This is a genomic window from Novosphingobium sp. GW821-FHT09E05 (assembly GCF_059416165.1).
In genome coordinates this window covers 1-24,401 of sequence record NZ_JBWKOQ010000006.1, presented here as the reverse complement: position 1 = coordinate 24,401, position 24,401 = coordinate 1, and the positions used below count along the sequence as shown (strand labels likewise).

Below are 24,401 nucleotides of genomic sequence, written 5' to 3'. Positions count from 1 at the left end.
TTTTCAGCCGTCCGTCAGCTGGCGGGGCTGGTGGAACTGGGGGCGGAAACCGCCCGGGTCTTGACCTTGTCGCCGTCGTTGAGGAACCCGCCGGCGCGCAGCACCACCTTCTCGGTGCCGTTGAGGCCCGACTTGAGCGTGATGCCCCTGGCGGTGACGAGACCGGTGGTGACCGGGCGGCGGTGGACCTTGTCGGCGTTGTCGACGACGTAGACGAACGCGCCCTTGGCGTCGTTCTGGATCGCCGATTCGGGCAGCATCGGCGCCACCACGGCACCGCTCTCGATCACCGCGCTGGCGAAGCCGCCGGGGCGTAGGGCCGGGTCGAACTTGAGCGCGATGCGCGCGGTCCCCTGGCGGGTGTTGGTGTCGATCACCGGGGAGAGCTGCCAGACCTGGCCGGTGAAGGTCCGGCCCGAGCCGACCGGCGTCACCTTCGCCTCGACGCCCACTGCCAGCGCGGCGAGGTCGTCTTCCGACAGCGCCGCGAGCAGTTCCATTTCGCCGCCCTTGGCGAGGCGGAACAGCACGCCACTGCCGCCGCTCACCACCTGGCCGAGCTCGACGTTGCGTTCGAGCACGAGGCCGGACGCCGGGGCGACGATGTTGAGGCGGGCATTCTGGGCGCGCAGCTGGCCGAGGGTGGCGCGCGCGACGTTGACGCGGGCGACGGCGGCGTCGCGCGTTGCGGTCAGGCGGTCGACGTCGGCCTTGGAGATGAAGCCGCGGTCGACCAGCTTGAGGCCGCGATCGAGGTTGGACTGGGCGATGCGCGCGTCGGCGGCGGCGACGTCGACCTGGGCCGACTGGCTGGCGGCCGCCTGCGTCTGCACCGAGCGGTCGATCACCGCGAGGACCTGACCCTGCTGGACCCAGTCACCGGCCTCTACGCGGATTTCGCGGACTTCGCCGCCTTCGCCGACCGAGCCCACCGGCATCGAGCGGCGCGCGGCGAGCGAGCCGGTCGCGCTGATCTCTCCGGCGACGGTCGAGCGACCGGGGACGACGACGGTCACGACGGGCACCTGCGCGGCGCCGGCGTCGGCGGCGCTTTGCTTGTCGCCACTGTGGACGAAGAACCAGATGCCGACGATCAGCACGCCTACCACGACCGCGACGATCCAGATCCAGCGGCGCGAGCGGCGGTCCTGTTCGTCGTCGACGGCCAGCGGGTTGCCGGCCGCGTCGACGGCATCGGGGGAGCCGGCAGGCTCACCCACATAGTTGCCGGGAGCCCGGCCGGGTTCAATCTTGCCGTCGTAGTTCATCTGGTCACCGCAAGCATCACGCGCGTCTCGGGCGGCGTGATTTCTCCCGCCACGCCAGTGGTATCCGCGCGTTCAAGGCACGGTCCCCCGATGTGGCTCAAATCCACCTGTTCCATATACGGGCTGCAACAGGGTGGCAATCTGCAGTCGGTTTGCGGTCGATCCGCATCGACGAACGACTTCGTTGCGGTGCGACTGCCGGATACAGCTATATTGTTGCGCCATAACGCGAAAAGGCGACCGCGAAGCTCTGTCCGCGGTCGCCTTTCGATTGCAGCCGAACGGGCCGGGCTGGATCAGTACTTCTGCTGGCGCTCGTAAAGATCGCGGTAGTGTTGGATTCGCGTCACACGCAGGCCCTGCATGCCCGAGCGATCGACCGCGCGCTGCCACGAGGCGAACTCCTCGAGCGTGAGCTGGTACCGCTCGCATACTTCGTCGATCGTCAGCAGGCCACCATTGACGGCTGCGACGACTTCCGCCTTGCGGCGCACGACCCAGCGGGTCGTGTTGGCTGGCGGCAGCGAATCTACGGTTAACGGTTCGCCGAGCGGACCGATCACCTGCGCAGGCCGGATTTTCTGGTTCTCGATCATCTTTGCCCTCGCTCGCCGCTTGCATTCTCACCGGCGACGGGAGGAGACATGCCCTCCCCGGACTTGCCATTGCTTGAACCATCAAGGTTAACGAATCTTGAAGATTCCTGATAAGTGGTTAACGTCGAGGCCGCGCAGCCGTCGAAGCTGCCGCGCAGGTGCAGACGGGCGGCCGCGTTGGTGCCCTCGGTGCCGCGTTGACCCTGGGCGGCGAAAAGGCGTGAACGCAGGGCTTCCCAGTCGATCTGCCGAAGATCGCCCGCTAGCGGACGATCGGCGAACCCTGCACCAGCGCGATCCTGCGCATCCCCTGTTTCCGGGGCCTTGTAATGATGTGCGATGTTCATGATGCGGGGCTATAACCCGGCCCTCGTCAAGAGATCGTAAAAGCCGCTTTTACCCCTCCTTCACCATTGCCGGCAGCCGGGCTTGTCAGGACGGCAAACGCGGAAGGTAGGAAAACGGAGCGTTTGCCTGTATGGGCGCGCGGGTGATGACTCTCTCCGCCGACCTTCTGTCCGGGCTCCACCCTGCCGACCTGTTCCAGCTTGCCGCCCCGCTGGCCGCGCGCCGCGTGGTCGTGGCCATGTCGGGCGGCGTGGACAGCTCGGTCGTCGCCGCGCTCGCCGCCGCGAGCGGCGCGGAGGTGATCGGCGTCACGCTCCAGCTCTACGACTACGGCGCCGCAACCGGCCGCAAGGGTGCCTGCTGCGCGGGCGACGACATCCGTGACGCGCGTGCCGTGGCCGACCGCCTGGGCATCGCCCACTACGTCTTCGACCACGAGAGCGCGTTCCGCGAGGAAGTAGTCGAGCGCTTCGCCGACGATTATCTCGCCGGGCGCACGCCGATCCCCTGCATCCGCTGCAACATGGGCCCCAAGTTCACCGACCTCCTGGCGATGGCGCGCGAACTCGGCGCCGACTGCCTCGCCACCGGTCACTACGTGCGCCGGGTGATGGGGCCGGCGGGGGCCGAACTGCACCGCGCCCTCGATCCGGCGCGCGACCAGAGCTATTTCCTCTACGGCACGACCGAGGCGCAGCTCGACTTCCTGCGCTTCCCCCTGGGCGGCCTCCCCAAGACCGAAACGCGCCGGCTCGCCGAGGCGGCGGGGCTTCGGAATGCCGCCAAGCCCGACAGCCAGGACATCTGCTTCGTGCCCGACGGCGACTATGCCAAGGTCGTGCGCTCCGTGCGCCCCGAGGGGGAGGCGCCCGGCGAGATCGTCCATGCCGAGACCGGCGCGGTGCTGGGCAGCCATCGCGGCGTGATCCACTACACCGTCGGCCAGCGCCGCGGCCTCGAGATCGGCGGCCAGCCCGAGCCGCTCTACGTCACCGGCATCGAGGCCGAAACCCGCCAGGTCCGTGTCGGCCCGCGCCGCCTGCTCGCCACCGCCGCGGCGCGGGTGGTGGAGACCAACCGCATCGGCCCGCTGCCGCACGGGCCGCTGACCGCCAAGGTCCGCTCACTGGCCAGGCCGGTGCCGATCACGCTCGAAGGACCGCTGGGCGAGGGCGCTCCGGTCACGATCCGCTTCGCCGAGCCCGAATACGGCGTCGCCCCCGGACAGGCGGCGGTGATCTATGCGGGCGAGCGGGTGGTCGGCGGCGGCTGGATCGATTCGACGCAAAGCGCGGTCTGAGGACTGCCCGGCGCGCTGCGACATAGAGCCGTGCCTCAAGCTCTTTTCGCGCTCTCCGTGAAGGCAGGGGCGTCCCTGAAGCACCTGCCCGCCGCGCCGGAGTCGGCCGGGGTCCCGCCTTCTCGGGAAGGGCGGAAACCGTTGCAGGCGGCGTGACCTACTCCCGCCACGGCTCCAGCTGGCAGCCGCGCGCTTCGCGGTAGTCGGCGCGCTGGGTGGCCAGCAAGGGCACGGAACCGACGACGGCCCGGCCCGCCGCATCTTCCGACAGCGAGACCATCCCGGCCACGCCGCTCAGCCCGGCGACCTTGAGGTCGCCCTCGCACGATTCCATCGGGCGCTGCGAGACGAAGCGGCACACGCAGCCGACGCGCGCGCCATAGGCGGCGCCGACCAGCGCCTCCTCGCGCAGCCCCTGCCAGGCGAAGGCGAGCGCGCCGCCGAGGGCCAGCACCGCAAGCACCGCAAGGTTACGCTTCCAGCGCGAGGGTTGCGCCGCGAAGTGCGTGCCTTGGGGCACGGTAACCTTGTCCCCCGCTCCGGATTTCCCGGCTGTTGCCATTCTTAAGCACCTCGCACATCACACCGCGCGTCATGCCGGTGCGCCGCCTTTCCCATACCTTCGCCCTGCTCGCGCTGCCAAGCCTCGCGCTGTCGACTTTGGCGGCCTGTGGACAGTCCCCGCCCGAGGGCCCGCCGCCGCCGAGCGCCGAGGCGCAGGCGGCGATCCGCGACGACGGCGGCGCCCCCCCCGCGGCGCTCGGCCGCGCGATCGACGCGGTGTTCGAGGACGGCGCGGTCGGCCGCACCGACGCGCTGGTCGTCATGAAGCGCGGCTCGGTGATCGCGGAGCGCTACGGCGCGGGAATCGGGAGCGAAACGCGCCTGCCCGGCTGGAGCATGGGCCAGTGCGTCACCGCGCTGATGATCGGCCAGCTGGTCAGCGACGGGCGGCTGCGGCTGAACGAATCGGCGCCCGTCCCCGAATGGCAGCGCCCCGGCGACCCGCGCGGCGCGGTGACGCTCAAGCAGCTGCTGCAGATGCGTTCGGGGCTCCGCCACGACGAATCGGCCGTGGCCGGAAAGGGACGGATCGAGGCCGAATCGGACCGCATGCGCATGCTGTTCCTCGACGGGCGTGACGACATGGCCTCCTATGCCGAGGCGCAGCCGCTGGAAGCGCCGGCCGGCAGCACGTTCGAGCCGTCGTCGGCCAGCGCGGTGATTCTTGCCGATCTTGCTGCCCGCGTGCTCTCGCCCGACCGGAACCCGGTTCGGCGGCGGCAGGCGGTGGGCGATTACCTCAAGACCCGCGTGCTGCTGCCGATCGGCATGGGCTCGACGATCGTCGGCTACGACCGGGCGGGGACGATGATCGGCTCGGGCATGATCCATGCCTCCGCGCGCGACTGGGCGAAGCTGGGCGAGTTCCTGCGGCATACGGGTTCGATCGGCGGCGCGCAGGTCCTGCCGCGCCGCTGGGTGCAGTTCATGCTGGAGCCTTCGCCGCGCGAGCCGGGCTACGGCGCCGGCGTCTGGCTCAACCGCGCGGGGGCGGGGGACACGGCGCGGCTCTATCTGGGCACGGCGCCGAGGAACGTGTTCGGGTGCATCGGGGAATATGGGCAATACGTGATCAGCTCGCCCGACCAGTTGCTGACCGTCGTGCGCATCGGCCACAGCGACGCCGCGCAGCAGCGCGAAGTGCATGACCGGCTGGGCGCGCTGCTGGCGCTGTTCCCGGGCGGGAAGGAGTAGCGTGGTCTCCGGTTAGACCGGGGATGGGTGGATATTGCGCCCCGGAGCGTTCGAGAGGTCGCGCCTAAAGTACGCCAGCGGTCCCCGCTTGCGCGGGGACGACGTGTGGATCAGGGGGTGAGCAACACGCCGCGCCTCAGACCGTGAAGCTTTCGCCGCAGCCGCAGGCGCCCTTGGCGTTGGGGTTCTCGAAGGTGAACCCGGCGGTGAAGTCGTCCTCCACCCAGTCCATCGTGCTGCCCACGAGGTAGAGCACCGAGGACCCGTCGATGTAGAACACGCCGCCGGGAGTCTCGATCTTCTCGTCGAACCTGGCTTCCTCGGTCACGTAGTCGACCGAGTAGGCGAGGCCCGAGCAGCCGCGGCGCGGGGTGGAGAGCTTGACGCCGATTGCGCCCGCGGGCGCCTCGCCCATGAGCTTGGCGATGCGGGCCTCGGCGCTCGGCGTCAGGATGACGGCGGCGGGGCGGGCACGGGCAGGGCGGGTGGTCGTGGTGGTTTCGGTCATGTCAGCCTCTTCTGCCAGAACAGCGCGCTGCCGGCCTCGGGGTCAAGCTGGAAGTCGCCGTAGCCCAGCGATGCGTAGAGTTCCTTGGCGCGGTGGTTGCCACTGAGCACTTCGAGTGTCACCTTGCAGGCGCCGCGTAGGCGCGCCTCGGCCTCGATCGCGGCGAACAGGGCACGGGCGATGCCCTTGCCGCGCTGGCCGGGGATCACCGAGACGTCGTGGATATTGACCAGCGGCCGCGCCACGAACGTCGAGAAGCCCATGAAACAGGTCGCCAGGCCCACCGGCTCGCGGTCAAGGCGGGCGAGCAGCGCGAAGGCGCCGGGCACCAGCGCCATCGCCGGGACCAGTCGCTCGCGCACGTCCGCCGACAGCGACTCGCCGCCGCCCATCGGATCGCGCGCATAGGCGTCCAGCACCAGGACGAGCGCCGCCGCATCGCCGGGATCGGCGAAGTCGGCGCGCGTGATCGCCAGGTCGAGGACGGCCACTTCGCTCACAGCATTCCCAGTTCCAGCTTGGCCTCGTCGGTCATCTTGGCCATGTCCCACGGCGGATCCCAGACGAGGCTCACTTCGCAGTCGCGCACGCCGGGCACCGCCGCGACGCGCATCTCGACTTCGCCGGGCATCGATTCGGCGACCGGGCAGTGCGGCGTGGTCAGCGTCATGGTCACCGCGACCGCAGCCTCTGGCGAGACTTCGACGCCGTAGATGAGGCCCAGGTCGTAGATGTTGACCGGAATCTCGGGGTCGAAAATCTCCTTGAGCGCGGTGATCACGCCTTCGTAGATTTCGCCGCCGGGCGCGGCGGGGTCGGTGTCCTGCGGCTTTTCGGCCAGGAATCCGTCGAGATAGTCGCGCTTGCGCTCCGCCGGGGGCGGCACGGCGTCATCGACGCGGGCTCGCGGCGGGGCCGGCGCGGCCTCGACTTCCTCGATGCTGAAAGGCTTGTCGTCACTCATCCGAAAATTCTCCGTGTGCGCTCGATCCCTTTCAGGAGCGCCTCGATGTCGGCTTCGTCGCTGTAGAGGCCGAAGCTGGCCCGTGCCGTCGCCGGTACACCCAGATGCTCCATGAGCGGCTGGGCGCAGTGGTGGCCGGCGCGGATCGCCACGCCTTCCTCATCCAATATGGTGCCGAGGTCGTGCGGATGCACCCCGTCGAGCGCAAAACTGACGATGCCGAGCGCATCATCCGGCCCGAACAGCGTCACGTCGTTACGCTTGCGCAGTTCGGAGCGCAGCAGTGCGGCAAGGTCGCGCTCGTGGCGTTCGGCGCGGTCGAGGCCGATGCCCGAAAGCCAGTCCATCGCTGTCGCCATGCCGAGCGCCTCGATGATGTTGGGCGTACCCGCCTCGAAGCGCTGCGGGGCGGGGGCGAAAGTGGTCTTCTCGAAAGTCACGCGGTCGATCATTGCGCCGCCGCCCTGCCACGGGGGCATGGAATCGAGGATTTCCTTACGCGCCCAGAGTACGCCGATCCCCGTGGGGCCGTAGAGCTTGTGCGCGGAGAAGGCGTAGAAGTCGCAATCGAAGGCGGCCATGTCGAGGGCGAGGCGGGGCGCGGCCTGGCAGCCGTCGATCAGCAGCTTCGCGCCGACAGCATGGGCCAGCCTCGCCGCCGCCGCCACGTCGAGCACCGAGCCGAGCACGTTGGAGACATGCGCGAAGGCGACCAGCTTGTGGGCGGGGGTGAGGATGCGCTCGGCCGCCGCAAGGTCGATGCGGCCGTCGTCGGTCAGCGGGCAGATGTCGATTTCGACGCCGGTTTTCTCGCGCAGGAGTTGCCATGGCACGATGTTGGAGTGGTGCTCCAGCATCGAGAGCAGGATGCGGTCCCCCGCCTTGAGGTTGGCGGCGCCCCAGGTCTGGGCTGCGAGGTTGATCGATTCGGTGGCGCCGCGCGTGTAGACGATCTCGTCCTCGCGCGCGTTCATGAAGGCGGCGACGCGGCGGCGGGCCGCCTCGAAAGCCAGCGTCATGTCGGCCGAGCGGGCGTATACGCCACGGTGGACGGTGGCGTAGTCGGCGCCCATCGCGCGCACGGTGGCGTCGATCACCGCGAGCGGCTTTTGCGCGGTGGCGGCGGTGTCAAGGTAGTGCCAGTCTCCGGCGAGCCCGGGGAACTGGTCCTTTACGACGAGTTCTGCGGTTTGCAGGGTCACAGGATAGCCTCCAGTCGCGCGATCGCCGCTTCGCTCAGTTCCGTTTCGCCGGGCGCGCCGGTGAAGGCTTCGGCGATGAAGGCCTGGAGCATCAGGCGCTTGGCCTGCGGCGGCGTGAGCCCGCGGCTCATCAGGTAGAACAGTCCGTTGGCGTCGAGTTCGCCCACCGCGCAGCCGTGCGCGGCCTTGACGTCGTCGGCGTAGATTTCCAGCTCGGGACGCGCATTGGCGGTCGCGGTGCGGTCGAGCAGCATGGCGCGCACCGACTGTTCGGCGTCGGTGCCGTCGGCCCCGCGCTCCACCGCGATGCGGCCGAGGTAAGTGCCGGTCGCATGGCCCGCGAGCACGGTGCGGATGATCTGCGCCGAGGTGGCGTTGAGCGCCGTGTGGGTGACTTCGGTGACGATCTCCAACGTCTCGGTGCCGGTGGCCAGCTGCGCCGCGCCGAGCGTGAAGTCGGCGCCTTCGCCGAGGCGCACGTCGATGGCGATGCGGCCGAAGGCAGGGCCGGCGGTCAGCACGCGCAGGTCGAACTTCGCGCCCTTGCCGAGCGTGATGGTCATATGGCGCGCGACCGCGTCCGCGCCGGTCTCGACGATCTGGTGCGAGGCTTCCTCGCCGTCAGCGACCGCGATCTCTTCCGAGAGGATCGGCCAGAGACCGCGCAGGGCCTCGATGTCCGAGTAGCGGAAGTCCTCGTCCTTGCGGCTGGGCAGGGTCAGCTCGACGTTCATGCCGTCTCCTGCACCACGGCCTCGTAACCTTCTTCCTCGAGCCGCAGCGCGAGGTCGGCGCCCCCGGTCTTGACGATGCGGCCGCCCGCGAGGACGTGGACGAAGTCGGGCTTCACGTAATCGAGCAGGCGCTGGTAGTGAGTGATGAGCAGCACCGCCTTGTCGGGCGCGCGCATGATCGCGTTGATGCCCTCGCCGCAGATGCGCAGCGCATCGATGTCGAGGCCGCTATCGGTCTCGTCGAGGATCGCCAGCTTGGGGCCGAGGATGCCCATCTGCACCATCTCGGCGCGCTTCTTCTCGCCGCCGGAGAAGCCGACGTTCACCGGGCGCTTGAGCATGTCCATGTCCATGCGCAGCAGGCCCGCCTTCTCGCGCGCGAGCTTGAGGAACTCGCCCCCCGACAGCGGCGGCTCGCCGCGGCCCTGGCGCTGGGCGTTGGCCGCCTCGCGCAGGAACTGGACGAAGGAGACGCCGGGGATCTCGACCGGGTACTGGAAGCCGAGGAACAGACCGGCGGCGGCACGCTCGTGTGGCGCCAGTGCGAGCAGGTCCTGCCCTGCGAAATCGACCGAACCGCCGGTCACCTCGTAGCCGGGCCGGCCGCCTAGCGTGTAGCCCAGCGTCGACTTGCCCGCGCCGTTGGGGCCCATGATCGCGTGGATCTCGCCCGGGTTGATGGTGAGCGAGAGACCCTTGAGGATCGGCTTGTCGGCGACGGTCGCCTGGAGGTTGGTGATCTGGAGCATGGTCAATTCAGCCTTCGTCGCTCATGTAGTTGCCGGCGGCGGGCGGCGCGGCCTTCCGGCGGGCGCTGCGCTTGTCGAACGGGACGGCCATCTCGGCGTTGATCTCGCGCATCACCGCCTCGATGTTGGCGACCACTTCGTCCTCCGAGAAGCGCAGCACGCGGATGCCGACTTCGGTCAGCTTGCGGTCCTGCAGTTCGTTGAAGTCGGGGTTCGAATCCTCGGCGCTGAGCTGGATCACGATCCAGCGCGAGGGACAGGCGAAATCGACGATCGCCGAGCCGACGATCGACTGACGGACGAACTTCACGCCGCCGAGCCGGGAGCCGGCGAGCTGCGTCCACAGCGTTTTCTGCGCTTCGGTGGGGTTGCGGCGCTGCTCCTTGGCGCGTTCCTTGAGCTTCTCGAGACGCGCGCCGGTGACGGCGAAATTCGCCTTCACGTCGGCCTTGGGGCCGCTCTCGGCGCGGCTGATGCCCAGGGTTTTACGGGCGGCGGTCATGGATTCTCGTCCTTCGTCATATGTGTCAGTTGGGCAGGGCGTTCAGCCCACGCTCCCTTCGAGCGAGATCCCCAGCAGTTTCTGCGCCTCCACCGCGAACTCCATCGGCAGTTGCTGCAGCACTTCCTTGGCGAAGCCGTTGACGATCAGCGCCACCGCGCTCTCGGTGTCGAGGCCGCGCTGCTGGGCGTAGAACAGCTGGTCGTCGCTGATCTTGCTGGTGGTCGCCTCGTGCTCGATCTGCGCGGTGGGGTTGCGCACCTCGATATAGGGGACCGTATGCGCGCCGCACTCCTTGCCGAGCAGCAGCGAGTCGCACTGGGTGAAGTTGCGCACCCCGTCCGCGTTGGCGGCGACGCGCACGAGGCCGCGGTAGGTGTTGTTCGACTTGCCGGCCGAGATGCCCTTCGAGATGATCGTCGAGCGGCTGCCCTTGCCGTTGTGGATCATCTTGGTGCCGGTATCGGCCTGCTGGTAGTTGTTGGTGACCGCCACCGAGTAGAACTCGCCGACCGAATCCTCGCCGTTTAGCACGCAGCTGGGGTACTTCCAGGTGATCGCGGAGCCGGTCTCGACCTGGGTCCAGCTGATCTTGCTGCGCGCGCCCTGGCACAGGCCGCGCTTGGTGACGAAGTTGTAGATGCCGCCCTTGCCCTCGGCATTGCCGGGGTACCAGTTCTGCACCGTCGAGTACTTGATCTCGGCGTCTTCCATCGCGACCAGTTCGACCACGGCGGCGTGGAGCTGGTTCTCGTCGCGCATCGGCGCGGTGCAGCCCTCGAGATAGGAGACGTAGGAGCCCTTCTCGGCGATGATCAGCGTCCGTTCGAACTGGCCCGTATTCTCCGCATTGATGCGGAAATAGGTGCTCAATTCCATCGGGCAGCGCACGCCCTCGGGAATGTAGACGAAGGTGCCGTCGGAAAAGACCGCGCAGTTCAGCGTCGCGAAGTAGTTGTCGTGGACGGGGACGATGCGCCCCAGCCACTTCTTCACCATCTCGGGATATTCGCGGATCGCCTCGGAGATCGAGCGGAAGATGACGCCCGCCTGCTCCAGCTCCTTGCGGAAGGTGGTGGCGACCGAAACCGAATCGAACACCGCGTCGACCGCGATCTTGCGCGCGCCCTCGACGCCGGCGAGCACTTTCTGCTCCTCCAGCGGAATGCCGAGCTTCTCGTAGACGCGCAGGATCTCGGGATCGACCTCGTCGAGGCTGCCGAGCAGGTCCTTCTTCTTGGGCGCGGCCCAGTAGTAGGACTCCTGGTAGTCGATCGGCGGCACGTTGAGCTTGGCCCAGTCCGGCGGGGTCATCTCCAGCCAGCGGGCATAGGCCTTGAGGCGCCAGTCGAGCATCCACTCGGGCTCGTCCTTCTTGGCCGAGATGAAGCGGATGGTCTCTTCGGACAGGCCCTTGGGGCCGTATTCCTGCTCGATGTCGGAGGACCAGCCGTGCTCGTAGTCGGCCACGCGCGCGGCGGCGTCATGCGCGGCCTGGTCGCGCAGGGGAGCATCGCGTTCAGCCATGCGGGTCGTTTCCTCGGTCATCTCAAACTTCCTCGACGAGCTGGGTCAGCACCACCTGGGCGAGTGCGCCGCGCACGGCGGCGTTCACCTGCGGCCAATGGCCCTTCACGTTGCAGCTTTCCTCCAGCGAGCAGTCGCTTTTGACGCGATCGAGGCAGGAGGTGAGCGCGATGGGCCCTTCTACCGCCTCGACGATGTCGGCAAGCGAAATCGCCGCGGGCGGCCGGGCCAGCTTGAGCCCGCCGCCGACGCCGCGCGACGAGCGCATGAGCCCGGCGGCGGTGAGCTTGCTGACCAGCTTCTGCACGGTGGGAACAGGAAGACCCGTCTCCATCGCCAGCTGCGCCGCGGACACGCGCGCGCGGCTGCGAATCGGCGGGCCGCCCGCCTGTTCGATCAGCGCACAGGTGCCGCAATGCCGCGCCGCGGCGGACATGATGATGACGGCATAGTCTGCCATGCTGGACAGGCGCATCGTGGTGTTTCCAGACCCGGATCTAAATCGGAGCGATTTCTTCCGATTTCACCTAGTGCAGCAGGGGCCCGGTTTCAATGGGCGTTTTGCCAAGGGTCCCGAGGGTGGCCTGTGGTTTGGCGCCGGGCCCATAGCCTGTCTGGCAAGAGTCGCAAACCATGGATTTCCGCCTGCATCGACGGATCGTCACGCAGGGTGCAGCGAAAAAAGGCGGCTGTCGGTCGTAACCGGCAGCCGCCATCAAGGTAATAAAGAACTCGAGCGCATCCCGCTACGAGCCCTTCGGGTCGCAGGTCTCGTGTATGCCCCGGCCCGGGCGATTTATTGTATAAACGCGACACGTTCTCATCCGGCGAAAGGCCTAACGGGCTTTTTCATCTCGCGCGCGCAGCACAAGAAGCGTTTGAGCAACACCTTGTGTCCGGTTATGCGCGGGCAGTGCTGTACGACCTCATCAGACCCGCCCTTTTCCGACTCGAGGCCGAGCAGGCCCATGGTCTCGCGCTGCGTGCGCTGAAGCTCGCCGCGCCCTCGCGCGCGCCGCGTTTCCCTGCCGCGCTGGCGAGCCAGGTGGCGGGACTATCATTTCCCAACCCGGTCGGCATGGCGGCGGGTTTCGACAAGGACGGCGAAGTGCCGGATGCGCTGCTGGGGATGGGCTTCGGCTTCGCGGAAGTCGGTTCGATCACGCCCCTGCCGCAGTCGGGCAACCCGCGCCCGCGCCTGTTCCGGCTGGTCGAGGACCGCGCCGTCATCAACCGCATGGGCTTCAACAACGGCGGCGCGCAAGTCGCGGTCGATCGGCTCGAGGGGCGCAGCGGAAAGCCGGGCGTGCTCGGCATCAACATCGGCGCCAACAAGGATTCGGCCGACCGCGTGGCGGACTACGCGATCATGGCGAGGCTGATGGCGCCCCTGGCGAGCTATCTCGCGGTCAACATATCGAGCCCCAACACGCCGGGCCTGCGCGCGCTGCAGGACGAATCGGCGCTGACCGGCCTGCTCGACGCGGTGATCGCGGCGCGAGACGCCGTCTGCCCCGAGGGAAAACGCCCCCCGGTCTTCCTTAAGGTCGCCCCAGACCTCGAGCCCGCCGACATCGACGCCATCGCGCGGATCGCCATCGACCGGCGGCTGGGCGCGCTTATCGTCTCCAACACCACGATCTCGCGGCCGACGCTGGCTTCGGTCCATGGCGGCGAGACCGGCGGGCTGTCGGGCGCACCCTTGCGCGACCTCGCCCAGCAGCGCCTGCGTGATTTCCGCAAGGCGACCGGCGGCGCGGTGCCGCTCGTCGGCGTCGGCGGGATCGCCACTGCGCAGGACGCCTGGGCGCGCATCCGTGCGGGCGCCAGCCTCGTCCAGCTCTACAGCGCCATGGTCTACCAAGGCCCGACGATTGCGCGCGTTATCTGCAAGGGCCTGGTCGAACTGATGAAGCGCGATGGCTTCGCATCGATTGCAGAGGCGGTGGGAACCGAATAACCAGTCCGCGATGTCCAGAAGCCTGACCCTGGGGCTGTTCGCCCCGCTCGCCCTGACGGTTGCCGGCTGCGCCGCCGCCCCCTCCCCGCTTCCGGCCCCGGCTGCTCCGGCACCCGCGGTCTTCGATGCCGGCATGGTCAGCGCCGCCGACCCGCGCGCGGCCGAGGCAGGTGCCGCGATCCTGCGTCAGGGCGGCAGCGCCACCGACGCCGCGATCGCGACGATGCTCGCGCTCAATGTCGTCGAGCCGCAAAGCTCGGGGATCGGCGGCGGCGGCTTCCTCATGCTTGCCGACGAGCAGGGCCATGTCGAATCGTGGGACGGGCGCGAAACCGCGCCCGGGGCCGCGACGCCATCGCGTTTCCTTGATGCCTCGGGCCAGCCGCTGCCGTTCCGCACTGCCGTGATCGGCGGGCGCAGCGTCGGCGTGCCGGGCAACATCGCACTCGCCGCGAAGATCCATGCCGAGCACGGCAAGCTGCCCTGGGCCGACCTGTTCCAGCCCGCCATCCGCCTCGCCCGCGATGGTTACGCGCTGTCCCGGCGCGGCCACGATTCGCTTGAGCGCTCGCCCGATACCGGCGCGCACGACCCAGCGGCCCGCGCGATCTACTACGGCGCCGACGGCCAGCCGCTGCCGATCGGCACCACGATCCGCAATCCCGCGCTTGCCCGCACGATGGAACTGCTGGCGGCAAAGGGCGCTGCCGGTTTCTACAAGGGCCAGCTGGCGCGCGAGATAGCCACCAAGGTCGCCGCCGAGACCTCCACCGACGGCAGGATGACCGAGGCCGACATCGCCGGCTTCACCGCTAAGCAGCGTCCCGGCCTCTGCGCCAGATACCGCGTCTACCGGATCTGCAGCATGGGCCCGCCCTCCTCCGGCGCGACCACGGTCCTGGCGACTCTGGTGCAGCTGGAGGGCTTCGACCTTACCGCGCTGGGCCCCGATTCTCCGGTTGCCTGGCACCTCCTCGCCGAATCGCAGCGCCTCGCCTATGCCGACCGCGAGCTGTTTCTCGGCGACCCGGACTTCGTGCCGGTGCCGGTCGAGGCGCTGCTCGATCCCGCCTATCTCCACCGCCGCGGTGCGCTGATTGCGGCCGACCGCACGATGCTCAAGGTCGCCGCCGGCCTTCCCGCGCCGAAACTGGCGCGCGGGGAGGGGCCGGAGGAGCATGGCACCTCGCATTTCGTCGTGATCGACCGGCAGGGCAACGCCGCCTCGTGGACCTCGACGGTAGAGACCGCGTTCGGATCAGGCATCATGGTCGGCGGCTTCTACCTCAACAACGAGCTGACCGACTTCAGCTTCGTGCCCGAGAAGGACGGCGCCGTCGTCGCCAACCGGGTCGAGGGGGGCAAGCGGCCGCGCTCCTCGATGGCGCCGACGCTGGTCTACGGGCCGGACGGCAAGCTGCTGCTGGTGGTCGGCGCGGCGGGCGGCGCGACCATCCCGGTGCAGGTCACCCGCGCGCTGATCGGCGTGCTCGACTGGAAGCTGCCGGTGGACAAGGCGCTGGCGCTGCCGGTGCTCTATTCGCCCGGCGATACCGTCAACGTCGAGAAGGGTTCCAGGCTGGAGCCGATGATCCCCGCGCTCACCGCGCTCGGCCACACGGTCAAGCCCGCCGAGATGCCGCTGAAGACCAATGCGGTGATGGTCGTGGACGGACATCTCGTCGGCGCCGGCGATCCCCGGACGGAGGGTGTCGCCATCTCGCAGTAAGGGTTATCCGCAGAACCATTGTCGCAACCCTAAAGCGGCCTTACGTTGCTGCAAACAGAACGCTGAGAGGACTACGGGACGCCATGGAAATTGCCGACTTCGACAGGAGCGCGAACATCGTCTCGCTGTTCCTGGCCCGCGCCGACGCGCTGGGCGAAGCGCCGATGCTCCGGGCCAAGCACGGCGGTCAGTGGACCGCGATCAGCTGGGCCGAGGTCGCGCGGCGGGTGTGCCTGCTTGCCGCATCGCTGCGCGGGCTGGGCCTGAACCCCGGCGAGAGGGTGCTGATCGTCGCCGAGAACCGGCCTGAATGGTGCATCGCCGATCTCGCGATCATGGCGGCAGGCTGCGTCACGGTGCCCACGTACACCACCAACACCACGCGCGACCACATCCACATCCTCGAAAACTCGGGCGCCCGCGCCGCGATCGTCTCCACCGCGAAGCTGGGCAAGGCGCTGCTGCCCGCGATCGTCCAGACCGACATGTGCCGCCACGTCATCGGCCTCGAGCCGCTCGTGCCGATGCAGGGCGGGGCTTACGAGACGCACCTGTGGGACTCGCTGCTGACCGGCGACGCCGCATCGGCGCGGCTTGAGGTCGATGCACGCATGGCCACGGTCGGGCGCGAGGATCTCGCCTGCATCATCTATACCAGCGGCACCGGCGGCGCCCCGCGCGGCGTGCGCCAGCATCACGGCATGCTGCTGTCCAACGTGGCGGGCGCGGCCGAGGTCATCGACCAGGACTTCGGCTGGGACCAGGGGCCGGAGAAGCGCGAGATCTTCCTGTCGTTCCTGCCGCTCAGCCATGCTTACGAGCATACCGGCGGCCAGCTCCTGCCGATCGGGCTGGGCGGCGAGATCTACTATTCCGAAGGCCTCGACAAGCTCGCCGCCAATATCGAGGAAGTGCGCCCGACCGTGATGGTCGTGGTGCCGCGCCTGTTCGAGGTCCTGCGCACCCGCATCATGCGGCAGATCGAGAAGCAGGGCGCCGTCGCGGGCCGGCTGATGGACTGGGCGGTGGCCGGCGGCCTGCGCCGTCAATCGGGCAAGCGCCGCCTCGCCGACTATCCGCTCGACATGCTGATCGAGCGCACCCTGCGGCCCAAGGTCCGCGCCCGCTTCGGCGGGCGGATCAAGGCGCTGGTGTCGGGCGGGGCGCCGCTCAACCCCGAGATCGGCGTGTTCTTCGATGCCATGGGCCTGACGCTGCTGCAGGGCTACGGCCAGACCGAGGCGGGGCCGATCATCAGCTGCAACCGCCCTTCCGCCGGGGTCAAGTTCGACACCGTCGGCCCGCCCCTGCGCGGCGCCGAGGTGCGCATCGCCGAGGACGGCGAGATTCTCGTGCGCGGTGAACTGGTCATGGCCGGCTACTGGCAGAACGAGGCGGCCAGCACGAACGTCCTCAAGGACGGCTGGCTCCACACCGGCGACATCGGCCATTTCGACGGCAAGGGCCGGATCGCCATCACCGACCGCAAGAAGGACATGATCGTCAACGACAAGGGCGACAACGTCTCGCCCCAGAAGATCGAATCGATGCTCACGCTCCAGCCCGAGATTGCCCAGGCGATGGTCTCGGGCGACCGGCGCCCCTACATCGTCGGCCTTGTCGTGCCCGATGCCGACTGGGCGTTCGAATGGGCGCGCGACAACGGGGAGCATTTCGATTTCCGCAAGCTGCAGGACCTGCCCGCCTTCCGCGCCGCGATCCGCACCGCGATCGACCGCGTCAACGCGGACCTCTCGGTGATCGAGAAGGTACGCCAGTTCGCCTTGGCCGACGAGCCGTTCTCCATCGAGAACGAGGAGATGACCCCGAGCCTCAAGATCCGCCGGCACAAGCTCAAGGAGCGCTACGGCGCGCGGATGGACGGTCTCTACAAGGTGTGAGCGGGCTTCAGGGCACCAGCGTCGTGAACAGGTAGGTCGCGAAGATCACCAGGTGGATGACCCCCTGCACGACGGTGGTCCGCCCTGTCCCCAGCGTCATCGAGGCGACCAGCAACGTCAGGGCGAGCATCACGATCCCCCGCATCGACAGGCCGAGTTCGAGGTCGAGCCCGGCCGCGAGTGCGGTCAGCACCACCGCCGGGATGGTCAGTCCGATGGTGGCGAGCGCGGAGCCGATGGCGAGGTTCAGGCTGGTCTGCACCCGGTTCGCCCGCGCCGCACGCACGGCGGCGAAGCCTTCGGGAGCCAGGACCAGCGCGGCGATGATGATGCCGACCATCGCCTTGGGAGCGCCAGCGGCGACGACGCCGGCCTCGATCGACGGCGACAGCGTCTTGGCGAGCAGGACCACCGCCACCAGCGCAAAGGCCAGAAGCCCGGCCGAGGCGGCCGCCTTGGCGGGAGCCACCGGCGCTTCGTGGGCGTGGTCGCCTTCCTCGGAATGGAGGAAATGGTCGCGGTGGCGCACGGTCTGGGCGACCACGAAGGTGCCGTAGATGATCAGGGAGACCACCGCGACGAAGACCAGCTGCGCGCTGGAATAGAACGCCCCGCTCTGGCTGGTGGTGAAGTTGGGCAGCGCCAGGGTGACCACCGAGAGCGTCGCCAGCATCGACAGGCCGTGGGTTACGCCGCTCTGGGTATAGCTCTGTTCGTGGTGCCTCCCGCCGCCGGCGAGCAGGCACACGCCGATGATGCCGTTGATGGTGATCATGATCGCCGCGATCAGCGTATCGCGCGCCAGGGCCTGCGCGCCGCTGCCTTCGCTCAGCATGATCGAGACGATCAGCGAGGTTTCGATCACGGTCACCGCGAAAGCCAGCAGCAGCGTGCCGAACGGCTCGCCGAGGTAATGCGCGAGCACCTCGGCGTGATAGACGGCCGCCACGATCGCCCCGCAGAGGACGAGCGAGACCACGGCGACCAGCGCGACGCCCCCCGGCTTGCCCAGCGCCAGCGCGGCGAGCGCGAGCAGCGGCACCGCGATCGACCATGGTGCGAGGCCGAAGGTGGGGAAGCGGGCCTGCGGGGCGGCGGCGATCTCGTTGGACTGGCTCATCGACCGACTATAGGGACCGCGCGGCGAAGGGCCAATGCCCGGGCGGCATCTGTTGCTATTATGTACCTTGCGGGCAATTGATCGTCGTATTGCGGAAACGCCTGCGCCTGTTCCGCGTTGTGTGCGCAAAGAACATCTCTCACGGGAATCCCCAGAGCCATGCGCGCTTTCGCCTGCCCCAACTGCCGCCGCCTCAATCACTTCGAGGTCCGGGTCTGCCCGGGCTGCAAGGCGACGCTCGGCTACGACCCGGCCGTCGATGCGTTCCGGTTCCTGGCGGACAAGGCGACCGTCTGGCGGGATGCCAAGGGCGCTGCGGCCAATGTCGTGGTCTGCGCCAACAACAACGCCTACCAGATCTGCAACTGGCTGGTCGCCGCCGACGACACCACGCCGATGTGCCGCGCCTGCCGTCATAACCGCACGATTCCCGACCTGTCGCAGCCCTCGGTGCCGCCGCGCTGGGCGAAGATCGAAGCGGCCAAGCGGCGGCTGTTCCACTCGCTCATCAAGCTGGGCCTGCCGCTGGAAACCAAGGCGGACGAGGCCGCCGGCAAGAGCGGTCAGGGCCTCGCCTTCGATTTCCTCTACGACGCCGCCGCCGAGCGGGCGGGCACGCCCAAGATCACCACCGGGCACGACGGCGGCCTCATCACGCTCAACCTGATCGAGGCGGACGACGCCGAGCGCGAGCGCATGCGCCACGCGATGGGCGAGCCGTACCGGACGCTGCTCGGTCATTTCCGTCATGAGGTCGGCCACCATTACTGGTCGCGGCTGGTCGAGCCCGATCCGGCGGAACGGGAGGCGTTCCGCAAGGTCTTCGGCGACGAACGCGTGGACTACCAGCAGAGCCTCCAGGCGCACTACGCCGACGACGGCGCGAAAGTCTGGACCGACGCCTTCGTGAGCTTCTACGCAACCTCGCACCCGTGGGAGGATTTCGCCGAGACCTTCGCGCATTACCTGCACATCGTCGACGTGCTGGCGGCGGCGGGCGGCTTCGACCTCAGCCTCGCGGCGCTGCCGGGGGAGGCGGAAGGGCTGGAAGTGGAACGCGACTTCAACCCCTACACCGCAGACACCCAGGCGCTGGTCGATGCGATGGCGCCGCTGTCCTTCGCGGTGAATGCGATAAACCGCTCAATGGGCCTTCCCGACCTCTACCCCTTCCACCTCTCCGACGCGATCGTCGTCAAGCTGGATTACATCCACAACCTCGTCGCGAAGACGCGGGAAGGGCGGAAGAAAGCGGCCGCGCCGGCGGTGGCGGCCTGAGGCGGGCGGTCAGGCGGCTTCCTTCTCGATGAACTCGGGATAGAAGCTGGGCTCGCGGTCGGACCAGGCAGGGGCCGTGGCCGCGGCTTCGCTGATCGAGTGGAGCAGGGTCCGGCGGTGGTCGGGATGGATCTGCGGCAGCGCGGCGGCGCCGCAGAAGGCGCCCGGTAGCCAGGGCCGGGCCCAGGCACCCAGCAAACGTTCGTAGAGGAACCGGAAGGCGGAAAAGCTGGCCAGGCGCTCCTGCGACAGGTCGTAGGCAGCTATGCGCAGCAGCCTGCCCATAAACGGCGCGACGTCGGTAAGACCGCTGTCGTCGGGGTGCATGGCGCGCAGGAGATTGAGGTCCGCATAGGCGAGGTACTGGCCGCGGATAGAGGCGCGCTCGTCATCGCCGCGCGCCCAGAGGCTCAAGGCGTCCTGGCGTCCCAGCCCTATATCGAGGCTGCGGCGGATGTAGCGCTGTTCGCATGGAGTGAAGCTGGCGAATTCGCGCAGTTCGCCGATCGTCAGATTTGCCGTACCTGCATGGGCCATCATGGGGTTCCCGTCCTGCGCAAGGGACTCCCCCTGGCGAGTCGCATTAAACACGATTCAGGTTACCGCAGCATTTACCGTGCAATCGTTTGTTTGCGGAGAAACGCCTAGCGTCCGGGCAAGCGGTCGCTGATTTTCAGATCAGGCCGGCAAGTGGGCTCGACGGGTCGGCATAGCGGCGCTGCGCCATGCGGCCGGCGAGGTAGGCATGGCGTCCGGCCTCGACGGCCAGCTTCATGGCGCGGGCCATGCGGACGGGGTCCTTGGCTTCGGCAATGGCGGTGTTCATCAGCACGCCGTCGCAGCCCAGCTCCATCGCGACCGCCGCTTCCGAGGCAGTGCCGACGCCCGCATCGACCAGCACCGGCACTTTCGCGCCCTCGACGATGAGGCGGACCGTCACCTTGTTCTGGATACCGAGGCCCGAGCCGATCGGCGCGCCCAGCGGCATGACGGCGACCGCGCCGCACTCTTCGAGCTGCTTCGCCGCGATCGGATCGTCGACGCAGTAGACCATCGGCAGGAAGCCTTCCTTCGCGAGGATTTCGGTGGCCTTCAGCGTCTCGCGCATGTCGGGGTAGAGCGTACGCGCCTCGCCGAGCACTTCCAGCTTCACGAGGTCCCAGCCGCCCGCCTCGCGCGCGAGGCGCAGGGTGCGGATGGCGTCGTCGGCGGTGAAGCAGCCGGCGGTGTTGGGGAGGTAGGTAATCTTCTTAGGGTCGATGAAGTCGGTCAGCATCGGCGCCTTGGGGTCCGACACATTGACGCGGCGCACCGCCACGGTGACGATCTCCGCGCCCGAAGCGGTGACGGCAGCCGCGTTCTGCTCGAAGTCCTTGTACTTGCCCGTGCCGACGATGAGGCGCGAGGTGAAGGTGCGACCGGCAACGGTCCAGGTGTCGGCGGGGGCGGCGGCGGTGCTATCGGTCACGAAGCGCATCCTTTCGGGAGCGGTACTTGCTGGGTTCGGCGGAGTGGCGGCGTTCAGCCGCCGCCCACGAAATGGACGATCTCCAGCACGTCGCCGTCGGCGAGGATCACCTCGGCCAACGTCGAGCGCGGCGCGATCTCGGCGTTGCGCTCGACCGCGACCTTTTTCGGGTCGAGGCCAAGGCCCGCCACGAGGTCGGCGATGCTGGAGCCGGACGCGATTCGGCGGGGTTCGCCGTTGACGGTAAGCAGGAGTTCGTCAGCCATGCCGCCGGGCAATAGCGCTCAGCAGGCGGCGTGCAAGTTCCGAATGTGCGCGAAGGCGACAAGGCCGACCCCCAGGATCGTCAACACCGCCTCGGGCGTCCCGTGCCCGACAAACAGCGCCGCCGCCATCAGCGAGAGGCCGACGCCACCGACGATCAGCGGCGCGACGCGGCCGTGGCGCAGCACCCCGAAGCCGAGCGAGGCGACGCCGATACCCAGCGCCATCGCCAGGCCGATTCGGTGGATTTCGGGGGAAAGTAGCGCTTCGCCGCCGAGACCCAGCACACCGACCAGAACCACACCCAGCACGCAATGTACCGCACATAGGCCGCTCAGAATGATCCCGATACGGTCGAGGCGGTTTCGAATCGCGATGATGGCAGTACGCATGCGAGGCCAGATATGTAATGTTGTATCATCAATCAACCCCCGACATGCGATTGGCAGTGCGACGACACGCCCCGTCGACGTAGGTCTTGCGCAAATCCTCGCGGAAACGCAGAGGAACGCGGCATGAAAAAAGAACGCGACGCATGAGAGTGAACGACGGGCGCCCGATCATCGGGACCAGCGACGATATCGCCCCTATGGTGCGCTGGCTGCTCACTGTCGCGGTGCTGGTGATCCTCATCGTGGTGGTCGGCGGCATCACCCGCCTGACCGAATCAGGCCTCTCGATCACCCAGTGGAAACCGCTGACCGGCGCCATCCCGCCGCTCACCGACGCGCAGTGGCAGGCCGAATTCGCCGGCTACAAGCGCATCCCGCAGTATCTCGAGGTCAACGGCCCGGCGGGCATGAGGCTGGCGCAGTACAAGTTCATCTACTTCTGGGAGTGGCTCCACCGCCTGCTCGGGCGCGTGATCGGCCTCGCCTTCGCGGCGCCGCTGGCGTGGTTCTGGTACAAGCGGACGATCCCCGGCGGCTACAAGCACCGGCTGCTGGCGCTGCTGGCACTGGGCGCGCTTCAGGGCGCGGTCGGCTGGTGGATGGTCTCCTCCGGCCTCAGCGCCGAGGCGCTCGACCGGGTGAGCCACTTCCGCCTCGCCGCGCACCTGCTGGTGGCGCTGTTCACGCTGGGCGGCCTGGTCTGGACCGCGCTGGATCTGCGGGCGCTCGGCAAGGGCGAGCCGCGGGCGCGGCTGACGGGTTTCGGCGCGTTCGCGCTCGGCATGCTGGCGGTCCAGCTGTTCATGGGGGCCATGGTCGCGGGCCTGCGCTCGGGCGTCGTCGCGGGCGGCGGCTGGCTGAACTGGGACGCATGGCCGCTGATGCAGGGCAGCTTCTTCCCGGAGGGCGTCGAGTGGGCGAAGGGCACGCTCCATGCCCTCGTGAACGACCCCTACCTCACGCACTTCGTCCACCGGTGGTGGGCCTGGGCCGTGGTCGCGGTGCTGATCGTGATGGGCCGCAGGCTCAAGGCCAAGCATTACAGGCTGGTGTCGGTGGCAGTTCACGCGGCCTTCGGGACGCAGGTGCTGCTCGGCATCTTCACCGTGTGGTCGGGGGTAACGCTGTGGATCGCGGTGGCGCACCAGCTCTGCGGCGCGCTGCTGGTGGCGGCGACGGTGTGGGGCGCGCACTCGTTGGGGCGCCGATCCTGAGAGCGAGAGTATCGGCGGTATTATTTTACCTCTCTGGAATCCCGCGCTTTGCTTGACTTTATCCCCTGTTTCGACGAATTGGCCGCCTTCCGCAGCTTTCCGGGGATTCGCCTCCGGGGCCGCGAACGAAACACATAGGGATAGACCAGCCATGAAGGCGCTCACGAAGGTCACCCGGTCGATCAAGCCGGCCGAGGTGGAGAAGAAGTGGCATCTGATCGATGCCGAAGGTCTGGTGGTTGGCCGTCTCGCCGTCATCATCGCCGACCTGCTGCGCGGCAAGCACAAGCCGAGCTACACCCCGCACGTTGACTGCGGCGACCACGTCGTCGTCATCAACGCGGAGAAGGTTCGCTTCACGGGCAACAAGCTCAAGCAGCAGACCTACTACAAGCACACCGGCTACGCCGGCGGCATCAAGGAAATCACCGCGGACAAGGTCCTCGCGGGCCGCTTCCCCGAGCGCGTGCTCGAGAAGGCTGTCGAGCGCATGGTTCCCCGTGGTCCGCTCGGCCGCGACCAGATGCGCGCCCTGCACCTCTATGCAGGCACCGAGCACCCGCACGGTGGCACCCAGCCCGAAGCGCTCGACGTCGCTTCGATGAACCGCAAGAACAAGGTGGGCGCATAATGTCCGAAAACGAAACCGTTCAGAGCCTGTCCGACCTCAAGGACATCACCGGCGACGTGACCGTGGCTGACGATGCAGGCGAAACCTTCGTCCCCAAGGTATCGAACGCGCCGCTGCGCGAGCAGCAGATCGACGCCCAGGGCCGCGCCTACGCCACCGGCCGCCGCAAGGACGCCGTGGCCCGCGTGTGGATCAAGCCCGGCTCGGGCAAGATCACCGTCAACGGCCGCGACCAGGAAGTCTACTTCGCCCGTCCGACCCTGCGTCTGGTGATCAACCAGACCTTCCAGGTCGCCGGCCGCGAAGACCAGTACGACGTCGTCGCCACCGTCAAGGGTGGTGGCCTGTCGGGCCAGGCCGGCGCCGTGAAGCACGGCATCGCCCAGGCTCTCTCGAAGTACGAGCCGACCCTGCGCGCCGCCGTGAAGGCCGCCGGCTTCCTCACCCGCGACCCGCGCGTCGTCGAGCGTAAGAAGTACGGCCGTGCCAAGGCCCGCAAGAGCTTCCAGTTCTCGAAGCGCTAAGCTTCCGGAGCTTCGGCTTACGAAAAAAGGGGTCGCGGGAAACCGCGGCCCTTTTTTTGTTCCTCCCCGCCGCAGGGAGGGGGAGCACCCTCAGGATGGTGAAGGGGTTCGTTCGTTGATGAAGTGCATGCGCGAGCGATGCCTGTGCATGGCGGCGAATCGACGATGGGAAAGAACCGGCGCGAACATGGCGGCGGACGGGATGTAGGAAAACCGTAGCGGCCGGCTCCGGCGGGACCGGATGCTGCCATTTCGCCCTGTCGCGCCGCGATGGGGAGGATGGGGAGGAGCGGTTTCCCCTCTCCGTCTTCGAGGCCTGGGCACGGCCCCCGAAAACAGAAATGACCGCTTTGCGCGATTCCTGCCGAGAAGCGAACTGTCCGGAATCGCCCAATTGTCGCCATTCCCGATAGTTGTAGCGCCGTTTCAAAGCAGGCATGTTAGCGTATTGTTTCGGGAGCATG

General features: G+C 68.2%; 27 protein-coding genes. 9 read left to right on the top strand and 18 right to left on the bottom strand.

Going from position 1 to position 24,401, the window contains the following annotated elements:
- Positions 1-14: 14 nt before the first annotated feature.
- The 3 genes from AC07M9_RS18540 to AC07M9_RS18530 form a co-directional block, all read right to left on the bottom strand.
- Entirely contained in the window at positions 15-1,268 is a 1,254-nt protein-coding gene (locus tag AC07M9_RS18540) for an efflux RND transporter periplasmic adaptor subunit (RefSeq protein WP_494885800.1), read from the bottom strand.
- A 296-nt stretch (positions 1,269-1,564) separates the two neighbouring features.
- A complete protein-coding gene (gene sciP / locus AC07M9_RS18535; RefSeq protein ID WP_160984234.1) occupies positions 1,565-1,864 on the bottom strand; it encodes a CtrA inhibitor SciP in 300 nt (99 codons plus the stop codon).
- A complete protein-coding gene (locus tag AC07M9_RS18530; protein WP_494885799.1) occupies positions 1,861-2,211 on the bottom strand; it encodes a hypothetical protein in 351 nt (116 codons plus the stop codon). Before AC07M9_RS18530 ends, sciP begins: the two co-directional genes overlap by 4 nt.
- A 146-nt stretch (positions 2,212-2,357) precedes the next feature.
- Here AC07M9_RS18530 and mnmA point away from each other — a divergent pair, with 146 nt between their 5' ends.
- A complete protein-coding gene (gene mnmA / locus AC07M9_RS18525) occupies positions 2,358-3,512 on the top strand; it encodes a tRNA 2-thiouridine(34) synthase MnmA (RefSeq protein WP_494885988.1) in 1,155 nt (384 codons plus the stop codon).
- Positions 3,513-3,669: 157 nt separating this feature from the next.
- On the opposite strand, the gene AC07M9_RS18520 is transcribed toward mnmA, so the two are convergent.
- A complete protein-coding gene (locus AC07M9_RS18520; protein ID WP_494885797.1) occupies positions 3,670-4,032 on the bottom strand; it encodes a hypothetical protein in 363 nt (120 codons plus the stop codon).
- A 74-nt stretch (positions 4,033-4,106) separates the two neighbouring features.
- Between AC07M9_RS18520 and AC07M9_RS18515 the strand changes: the two genes are divergently transcribed.
- Complete coding sequence (locus tag AC07M9_RS18515) at positions 4,107-5,270, top strand: serine hydrolase domain-containing protein (protein WP_494885986.1); 1,164 nt, start codon at positions 4,107-4,109, stop codon at positions 5,268-5,270.
- Between the two features lie 136 nt (positions 5,271-5,406).
- Here the strand turns inward: AC07M9_RS18515 and AC07M9_RS18510 are convergent, their stop codons facing one another.
- From AC07M9_RS18510 to AC07M9_RS18470, 9 genes are read right to left on the bottom strand one after another with little or no spacing between them, the layout of a single operon-like run.
- Complete coding sequence (locus AC07M9_RS18510) at positions 5,407-5,778, bottom strand: HesB/IscA family protein (RefSeq protein ID WP_494885796.1); 372 nt, start codon at positions 5,776-5,778, stop codon at positions 5,407-5,409.
- Complete coding sequence (locus AC07M9_RS18505; protein ID WP_494885795.1) at positions 5,775-6,278, bottom strand: GNAT family N-acetyltransferase; 504 nt, start codon at positions 6,276-6,278, stop codon at positions 5,775-5,777. Before AC07M9_RS18505 ends, AC07M9_RS18510 begins: the two co-directional genes overlap by 4 nt.
- Positions 6,275-6,742, bottom strand: coding sequence for an SUF system Fe-S cluster assembly protein (locus AC07M9_RS18500; RefSeq protein ID WP_494885794.1), 468 nt, complete (start codon positions 6,740-6,742; stop codon positions 6,275-6,277). The genes AC07M9_RS18505 and AC07M9_RS18500 overlap by 4 nt, the downstream gene beginning before the upstream one ends.
- Positions 6,739-7,944 (bottom strand): aminotransferase class V-fold PLP-dependent enzyme, encoded by a 1,206-nt coding sequence (locus AC07M9_RS18495; RefSeq protein ID WP_494885793.1) that lies wholly within the window; start codon positions 7,942-7,944, stop codon positions 6,739-6,741. Before AC07M9_RS18495 ends, AC07M9_RS18500 begins: the two co-directional genes overlap by 4 nt.
- Positions 7,941-8,678: a SufD family Fe-S cluster assembly protein gene (locus AC07M9_RS18490; RefSeq protein ID WP_494885792.1), complete on the bottom strand. Its 738-nt coding sequence runs from the start codon at positions 8,676-8,678 to the stop codon at positions 7,941-7,943. The genes AC07M9_RS18495 and AC07M9_RS18490 overlap by 4 nt, the downstream gene beginning before the upstream one ends.
- On the bottom strand, positions 8,675-9,427 hold the full coding sequence (gene sufC, locus AC07M9_RS18485) for a Fe-S cluster assembly ATPase SufC (protein ID WP_494885791.1): 753 nt from the start codon (positions 9,425-9,427) through the stop codon (positions 8,675-8,677). Before sufC ends, AC07M9_RS18490 begins: the two co-directional genes overlap by 4 nt.
- A 7-nt stretch (positions 9,428-9,434) precedes the next feature.
- On the bottom strand, positions 9,435-9,929 hold the full coding sequence (locus AC07M9_RS18480; protein ID WP_494885790.1) for an endonuclease domain-containing protein: 495 nt from the start codon (positions 9,927-9,929) through the stop codon (positions 9,435-9,437).
- 42 nt (positions 9,930-9,971) lie between these two features.
- The gene (gene sufB / locus AC07M9_RS18475; RefSeq protein ID WP_494885788.1) at positions 9,972-11,477 is read right to left on the bottom strand and encodes a Fe-S cluster assembly protein SufB; all 1,506 of its coding nucleotides are present in this window, start codon (positions 11,475-11,477) and stop codon (positions 9,972-9,974) included.
- A 1-nt stretch (position 11,478) separates the two neighbouring features.
- A complete protein-coding gene (locus tag AC07M9_RS18470) occupies positions 11,479-11,931 on the bottom strand; it encodes an RrF2 family transcriptional regulator (RefSeq protein ID WP_494885786.1) in 453 nt (150 codons plus the stop codon).
- Between the two features lie 438 nt (positions 11,932-12,369).
- Here AC07M9_RS18470 and AC07M9_RS18465 point away from each other — a divergent pair, with 438 nt between their 5' ends.
- From AC07M9_RS18465 to AC07M9_RS18455, 3 genes are all read left to right on the top strand, one after another.
- Complete coding sequence (locus AC07M9_RS18465) at positions 12,370-13,416, top strand: quinone-dependent dihydroorotate dehydrogenase (RefSeq protein WP_494885784.1); 1,047 nt, start codon at positions 12,370-12,372, stop codon at positions 13,414-13,416.
- Between the two features lie 10 nt (positions 13,417-13,426).
- Positions 13,427-15,145, top strand: coding sequence for a gamma-glutamyltransferase (gene ggt, locus AC07M9_RS18460; RefSeq protein WP_494885782.1), 1,719 nt, complete (start codon positions 13,427-13,429; stop codon positions 15,143-15,145).
- A gap of 83 nt (positions 15,146-15,228) precedes the next feature.
- Entirely contained in the window at positions 15,229-17,046 is a 1,818-nt protein-coding gene (locus AC07M9_RS18455; protein ID WP_494885780.1) for an AMP-dependent synthetase/ligase, read from the top strand.
- Positions 17,047-17,053: 7 nt separating this feature from the next.
- On the opposite strand, the gene AC07M9_RS18450 is transcribed toward AC07M9_RS18455, so the two are convergent.
- Positions 17,054-18,166 (bottom strand): calcium:cation antiporter, encoded by a 1,113-nt coding sequence (locus AC07M9_RS18450; protein ID WP_494885778.1) that lies wholly within the window; start codon positions 18,164-18,166, stop codon positions 17,054-17,056.
- A gap of 159 nt (positions 18,167-18,325) precedes the next feature.
- Here AC07M9_RS18450 and AC07M9_RS18445 point away from each other — a divergent pair, with 159 nt between their 5' ends.
- A complete protein-coding gene (locus AC07M9_RS18445) occupies positions 18,326-19,444 on the top strand; it encodes a zinc-binding metallopeptidase family protein (RefSeq protein ID WP_494885777.1) in 1,119 nt (372 codons plus the stop codon).
- A gap of 9 nt (positions 19,445-19,453) precedes the next feature.
- On the opposite strand, the gene AC07M9_RS18440 is transcribed toward AC07M9_RS18445, so the two are convergent.
- From AC07M9_RS18440 to AC07M9_RS18425, 4 genes are all read right to left on the bottom strand, one after another.
- On the bottom strand, positions 19,454-19,981 hold the full coding sequence (locus tag AC07M9_RS18440) for a hypothetical protein (RefSeq protein WP_494885984.1): 528 nt from the start codon (positions 19,979-19,981) through the stop codon (positions 19,454-19,456).
- Positions 19,982-20,117: 136 nt separating this feature from the next.
- The gene (locus AC07M9_RS18435; protein ID WP_494885775.1) at positions 20,118-20,921 is read right to left on the bottom strand and encodes a bifunctional sulfur carrier protein/thiazole synthase protein; all 804 of its coding nucleotides are present in this window, start codon (positions 20,919-20,921) and stop codon (positions 20,118-20,120) included.
- 44 nt (positions 20,922-20,965) lie between these two features.
- Positions 20,966-21,178, bottom strand: a complete 213-nt coding sequence (thiS, locus tag AC07M9_RS18430; RefSeq protein WP_494885774.1) for a sulfur carrier protein ThiS — start codon at positions 21,176-21,178, stop codon at positions 20,966-20,968.
- 18 nt (positions 21,179-21,196) lie between these two features.
- Positions 21,197-21,568, bottom strand: a complete 372-nt coding sequence (locus tag AC07M9_RS18425; protein WP_494885772.1) for a MerC domain-containing protein — start codon at positions 21,566-21,568, stop codon at positions 21,197-21,199.
- Positions 21,569-21,711: 143 nt separating this feature from the next.
- Here AC07M9_RS18425 and AC07M9_RS18420 point away from each other — a divergent pair, with 143 nt between their 5' ends.
- From AC07M9_RS18420 to rpsI, 3 genes are all read left to right on the top strand, one after another.
- Positions 21,712-22,782: a COX15/CtaA family protein gene (locus AC07M9_RS18420; protein ID WP_494885771.1), complete on the top strand. Its 1,071-nt coding sequence runs from the start codon at positions 21,712-21,714 to the stop codon at positions 22,780-22,782.
- Positions 22,783-22,933: 151 nt separating this feature from the next.
- The gene (gene rplM, locus AC07M9_RS18415; RefSeq protein ID WP_007687966.1) at positions 22,934-23,413 is read left to right on the top strand and encodes a 50S ribosomal protein L13; all 480 of its coding nucleotides are present in this window, start codon (positions 22,934-22,936) and stop codon (positions 23,411-23,413) included.
- Entirely contained in the window at positions 23,413-23,937 is a 525-nt protein-coding gene (gene rpsI, locus AC07M9_RS18410) for a 30S ribosomal protein S9 (RefSeq protein ID WP_494885769.1), read from the top strand. The genes rplM and rpsI overlap by 1 nt, the downstream gene beginning before the upstream one ends.
- Positions 23,938-24,401: the final 464 nt, after the last annotated feature.

Coding starts and splice junctions, on each gene's coding strand:
- AC07M9_RS18510 (WP_494885796.1), bottom strand. CDS start 5,778: ATGACCGAAACCACCACGACCACCCGCCCTGCCCGTGCCCGCCCCGCC.
- AC07M9_RS18480 (WP_494885790.1), bottom strand. CDS start 9,929: ATGACCGCCGCCCGTAAAACCCTGGGCATCAGCCGCGCCGAGAGCGGC.
- AC07M9_RS18445 (WP_494885777.1), top strand. CDS start 18,326: ATGCGCGCTTTCGCCTGCCCCAACTGCCGCCGCCTCAATCACTTCGAG.
- sufC (WP_494885791.1), bottom strand. CDS start 9,427: ATGCTCCAGATCACCAACCTCCAGGCGACCGTCGCCGACAAGCCGATC.
- AC07M9_RS18435 (WP_494885775.1), bottom strand. CDS start 20,921: ATGCGCTTCGTGACCGATAGCACCGCCGCCGCCCCCGCCGACACCTGG.
- AC07M9_RS18490 (WP_494885792.1), bottom strand. CDS start 8,678: ATGAACGTCGAGCTGACCCTGCCCAGCCGCAAGGACGAGGACTTCCGC.
- rplM (WP_007687966.1), top strand. CDS start 22,934: ATGAAGGCGCTCACGAAGGTCACCCGGTCGATCAAGCCGGCCGAGGTG.
- thiS (WP_494885774.1), bottom strand. CDS start 21,178: ATGGCTGACGAACTCCTGCTTACCGTCAACGGCGAACCCCGCCGAATC.
- mnmA (WP_494885988.1), top strand. CDS start 2,358: ATGACTCTCTCCGCCGACCTTCTGTCCGGGCTCCACCCTGCCGACCTG.
- AC07M9_RS18530 (WP_494885799.1), bottom strand. CDS start 2,211: ATGAACATCGCACATCATTACAAGGCCCCGGAAACAGGGGATGCGCAG.
- AC07M9_RS18470 (WP_494885786.1), bottom strand. CDS start 11,931: ATGCGCCTGTCCAGCATGGCAGACTATGCCGTCATCATCATGTCCGCC.
- sciP (WP_160984234.1), bottom strand. CDS start 1,864: ATGATCGAGAACCAGAAAATCCGGCCTGCGCAGGTGATCGGTCCGCTC.
- AC07M9_RS18425 (WP_494885772.1), bottom strand. CDS start 21,568: ATGCGTACTGCCATCATCGCGATTCGAAACCGCCTCGACCGTATCGGG.
- AC07M9_RS18420 (WP_494885771.1), top strand. CDS start 21,712: ATGAGAGTGAACGACGGGCGCCCGATCATCGGGACCAGCGACGATATC.
- AC07M9_RS18540 (WP_494885800.1), bottom strand. CDS start 1,268: ATGAACTACGACGGCAAGATTGAACCCGGCCGGGCTCCCGGCAACTAT.
- AC07M9_RS18500 (WP_494885794.1), bottom strand. CDS start 6,742: ATGAGTGACGACAAGCCTTTCAGCATCGAGGAAGTCGAGGCCGCGCCG.
- AC07M9_RS18440 (WP_494885984.1), bottom strand. CDS start 19,981: ATGGCCCATGCAGGTACGGCAAATCTGACGATCGGCGAACTGCGCGAA.
- ggt (WP_494885782.1), top strand. CDS start 13,427: ATGTCCAGAAGCCTGACCCTGGGGCTGTTCGCCCCGCTCGCCCTGACG.
- AC07M9_RS18515 (WP_494885986.1), top strand. CDS start 4,107: ATGCCGGTGCGCCGCCTTTCCCATACCTTCGCCCTGCTCGCGCTGCCA.
- AC07M9_RS18450 (WP_494885778.1), bottom strand. CDS start 18,166: ATGAGCCAGTCCAACGAGATCGCCGCCGCCCCGCAGGCCCGCTTCCCC.
- rpsI (WP_494885769.1), top strand. CDS start 23,413: ATGTCCGAAAACGAAACCGTTCAGAGCCTGTCCGACCTCAAGGACATC.
- AC07M9_RS18455 (WP_494885780.1), top strand. CDS start 15,229: ATGGAAATTGCCGACTTCGACAGGAGCGCGAACATCGTCTCGCTGTTC.
- sufB (WP_494885788.1), bottom strand. CDS start 11,477: ATGACCGAGGAAACGACCCGCATGGCTGAACGCGATGCTCCCCTGCGC.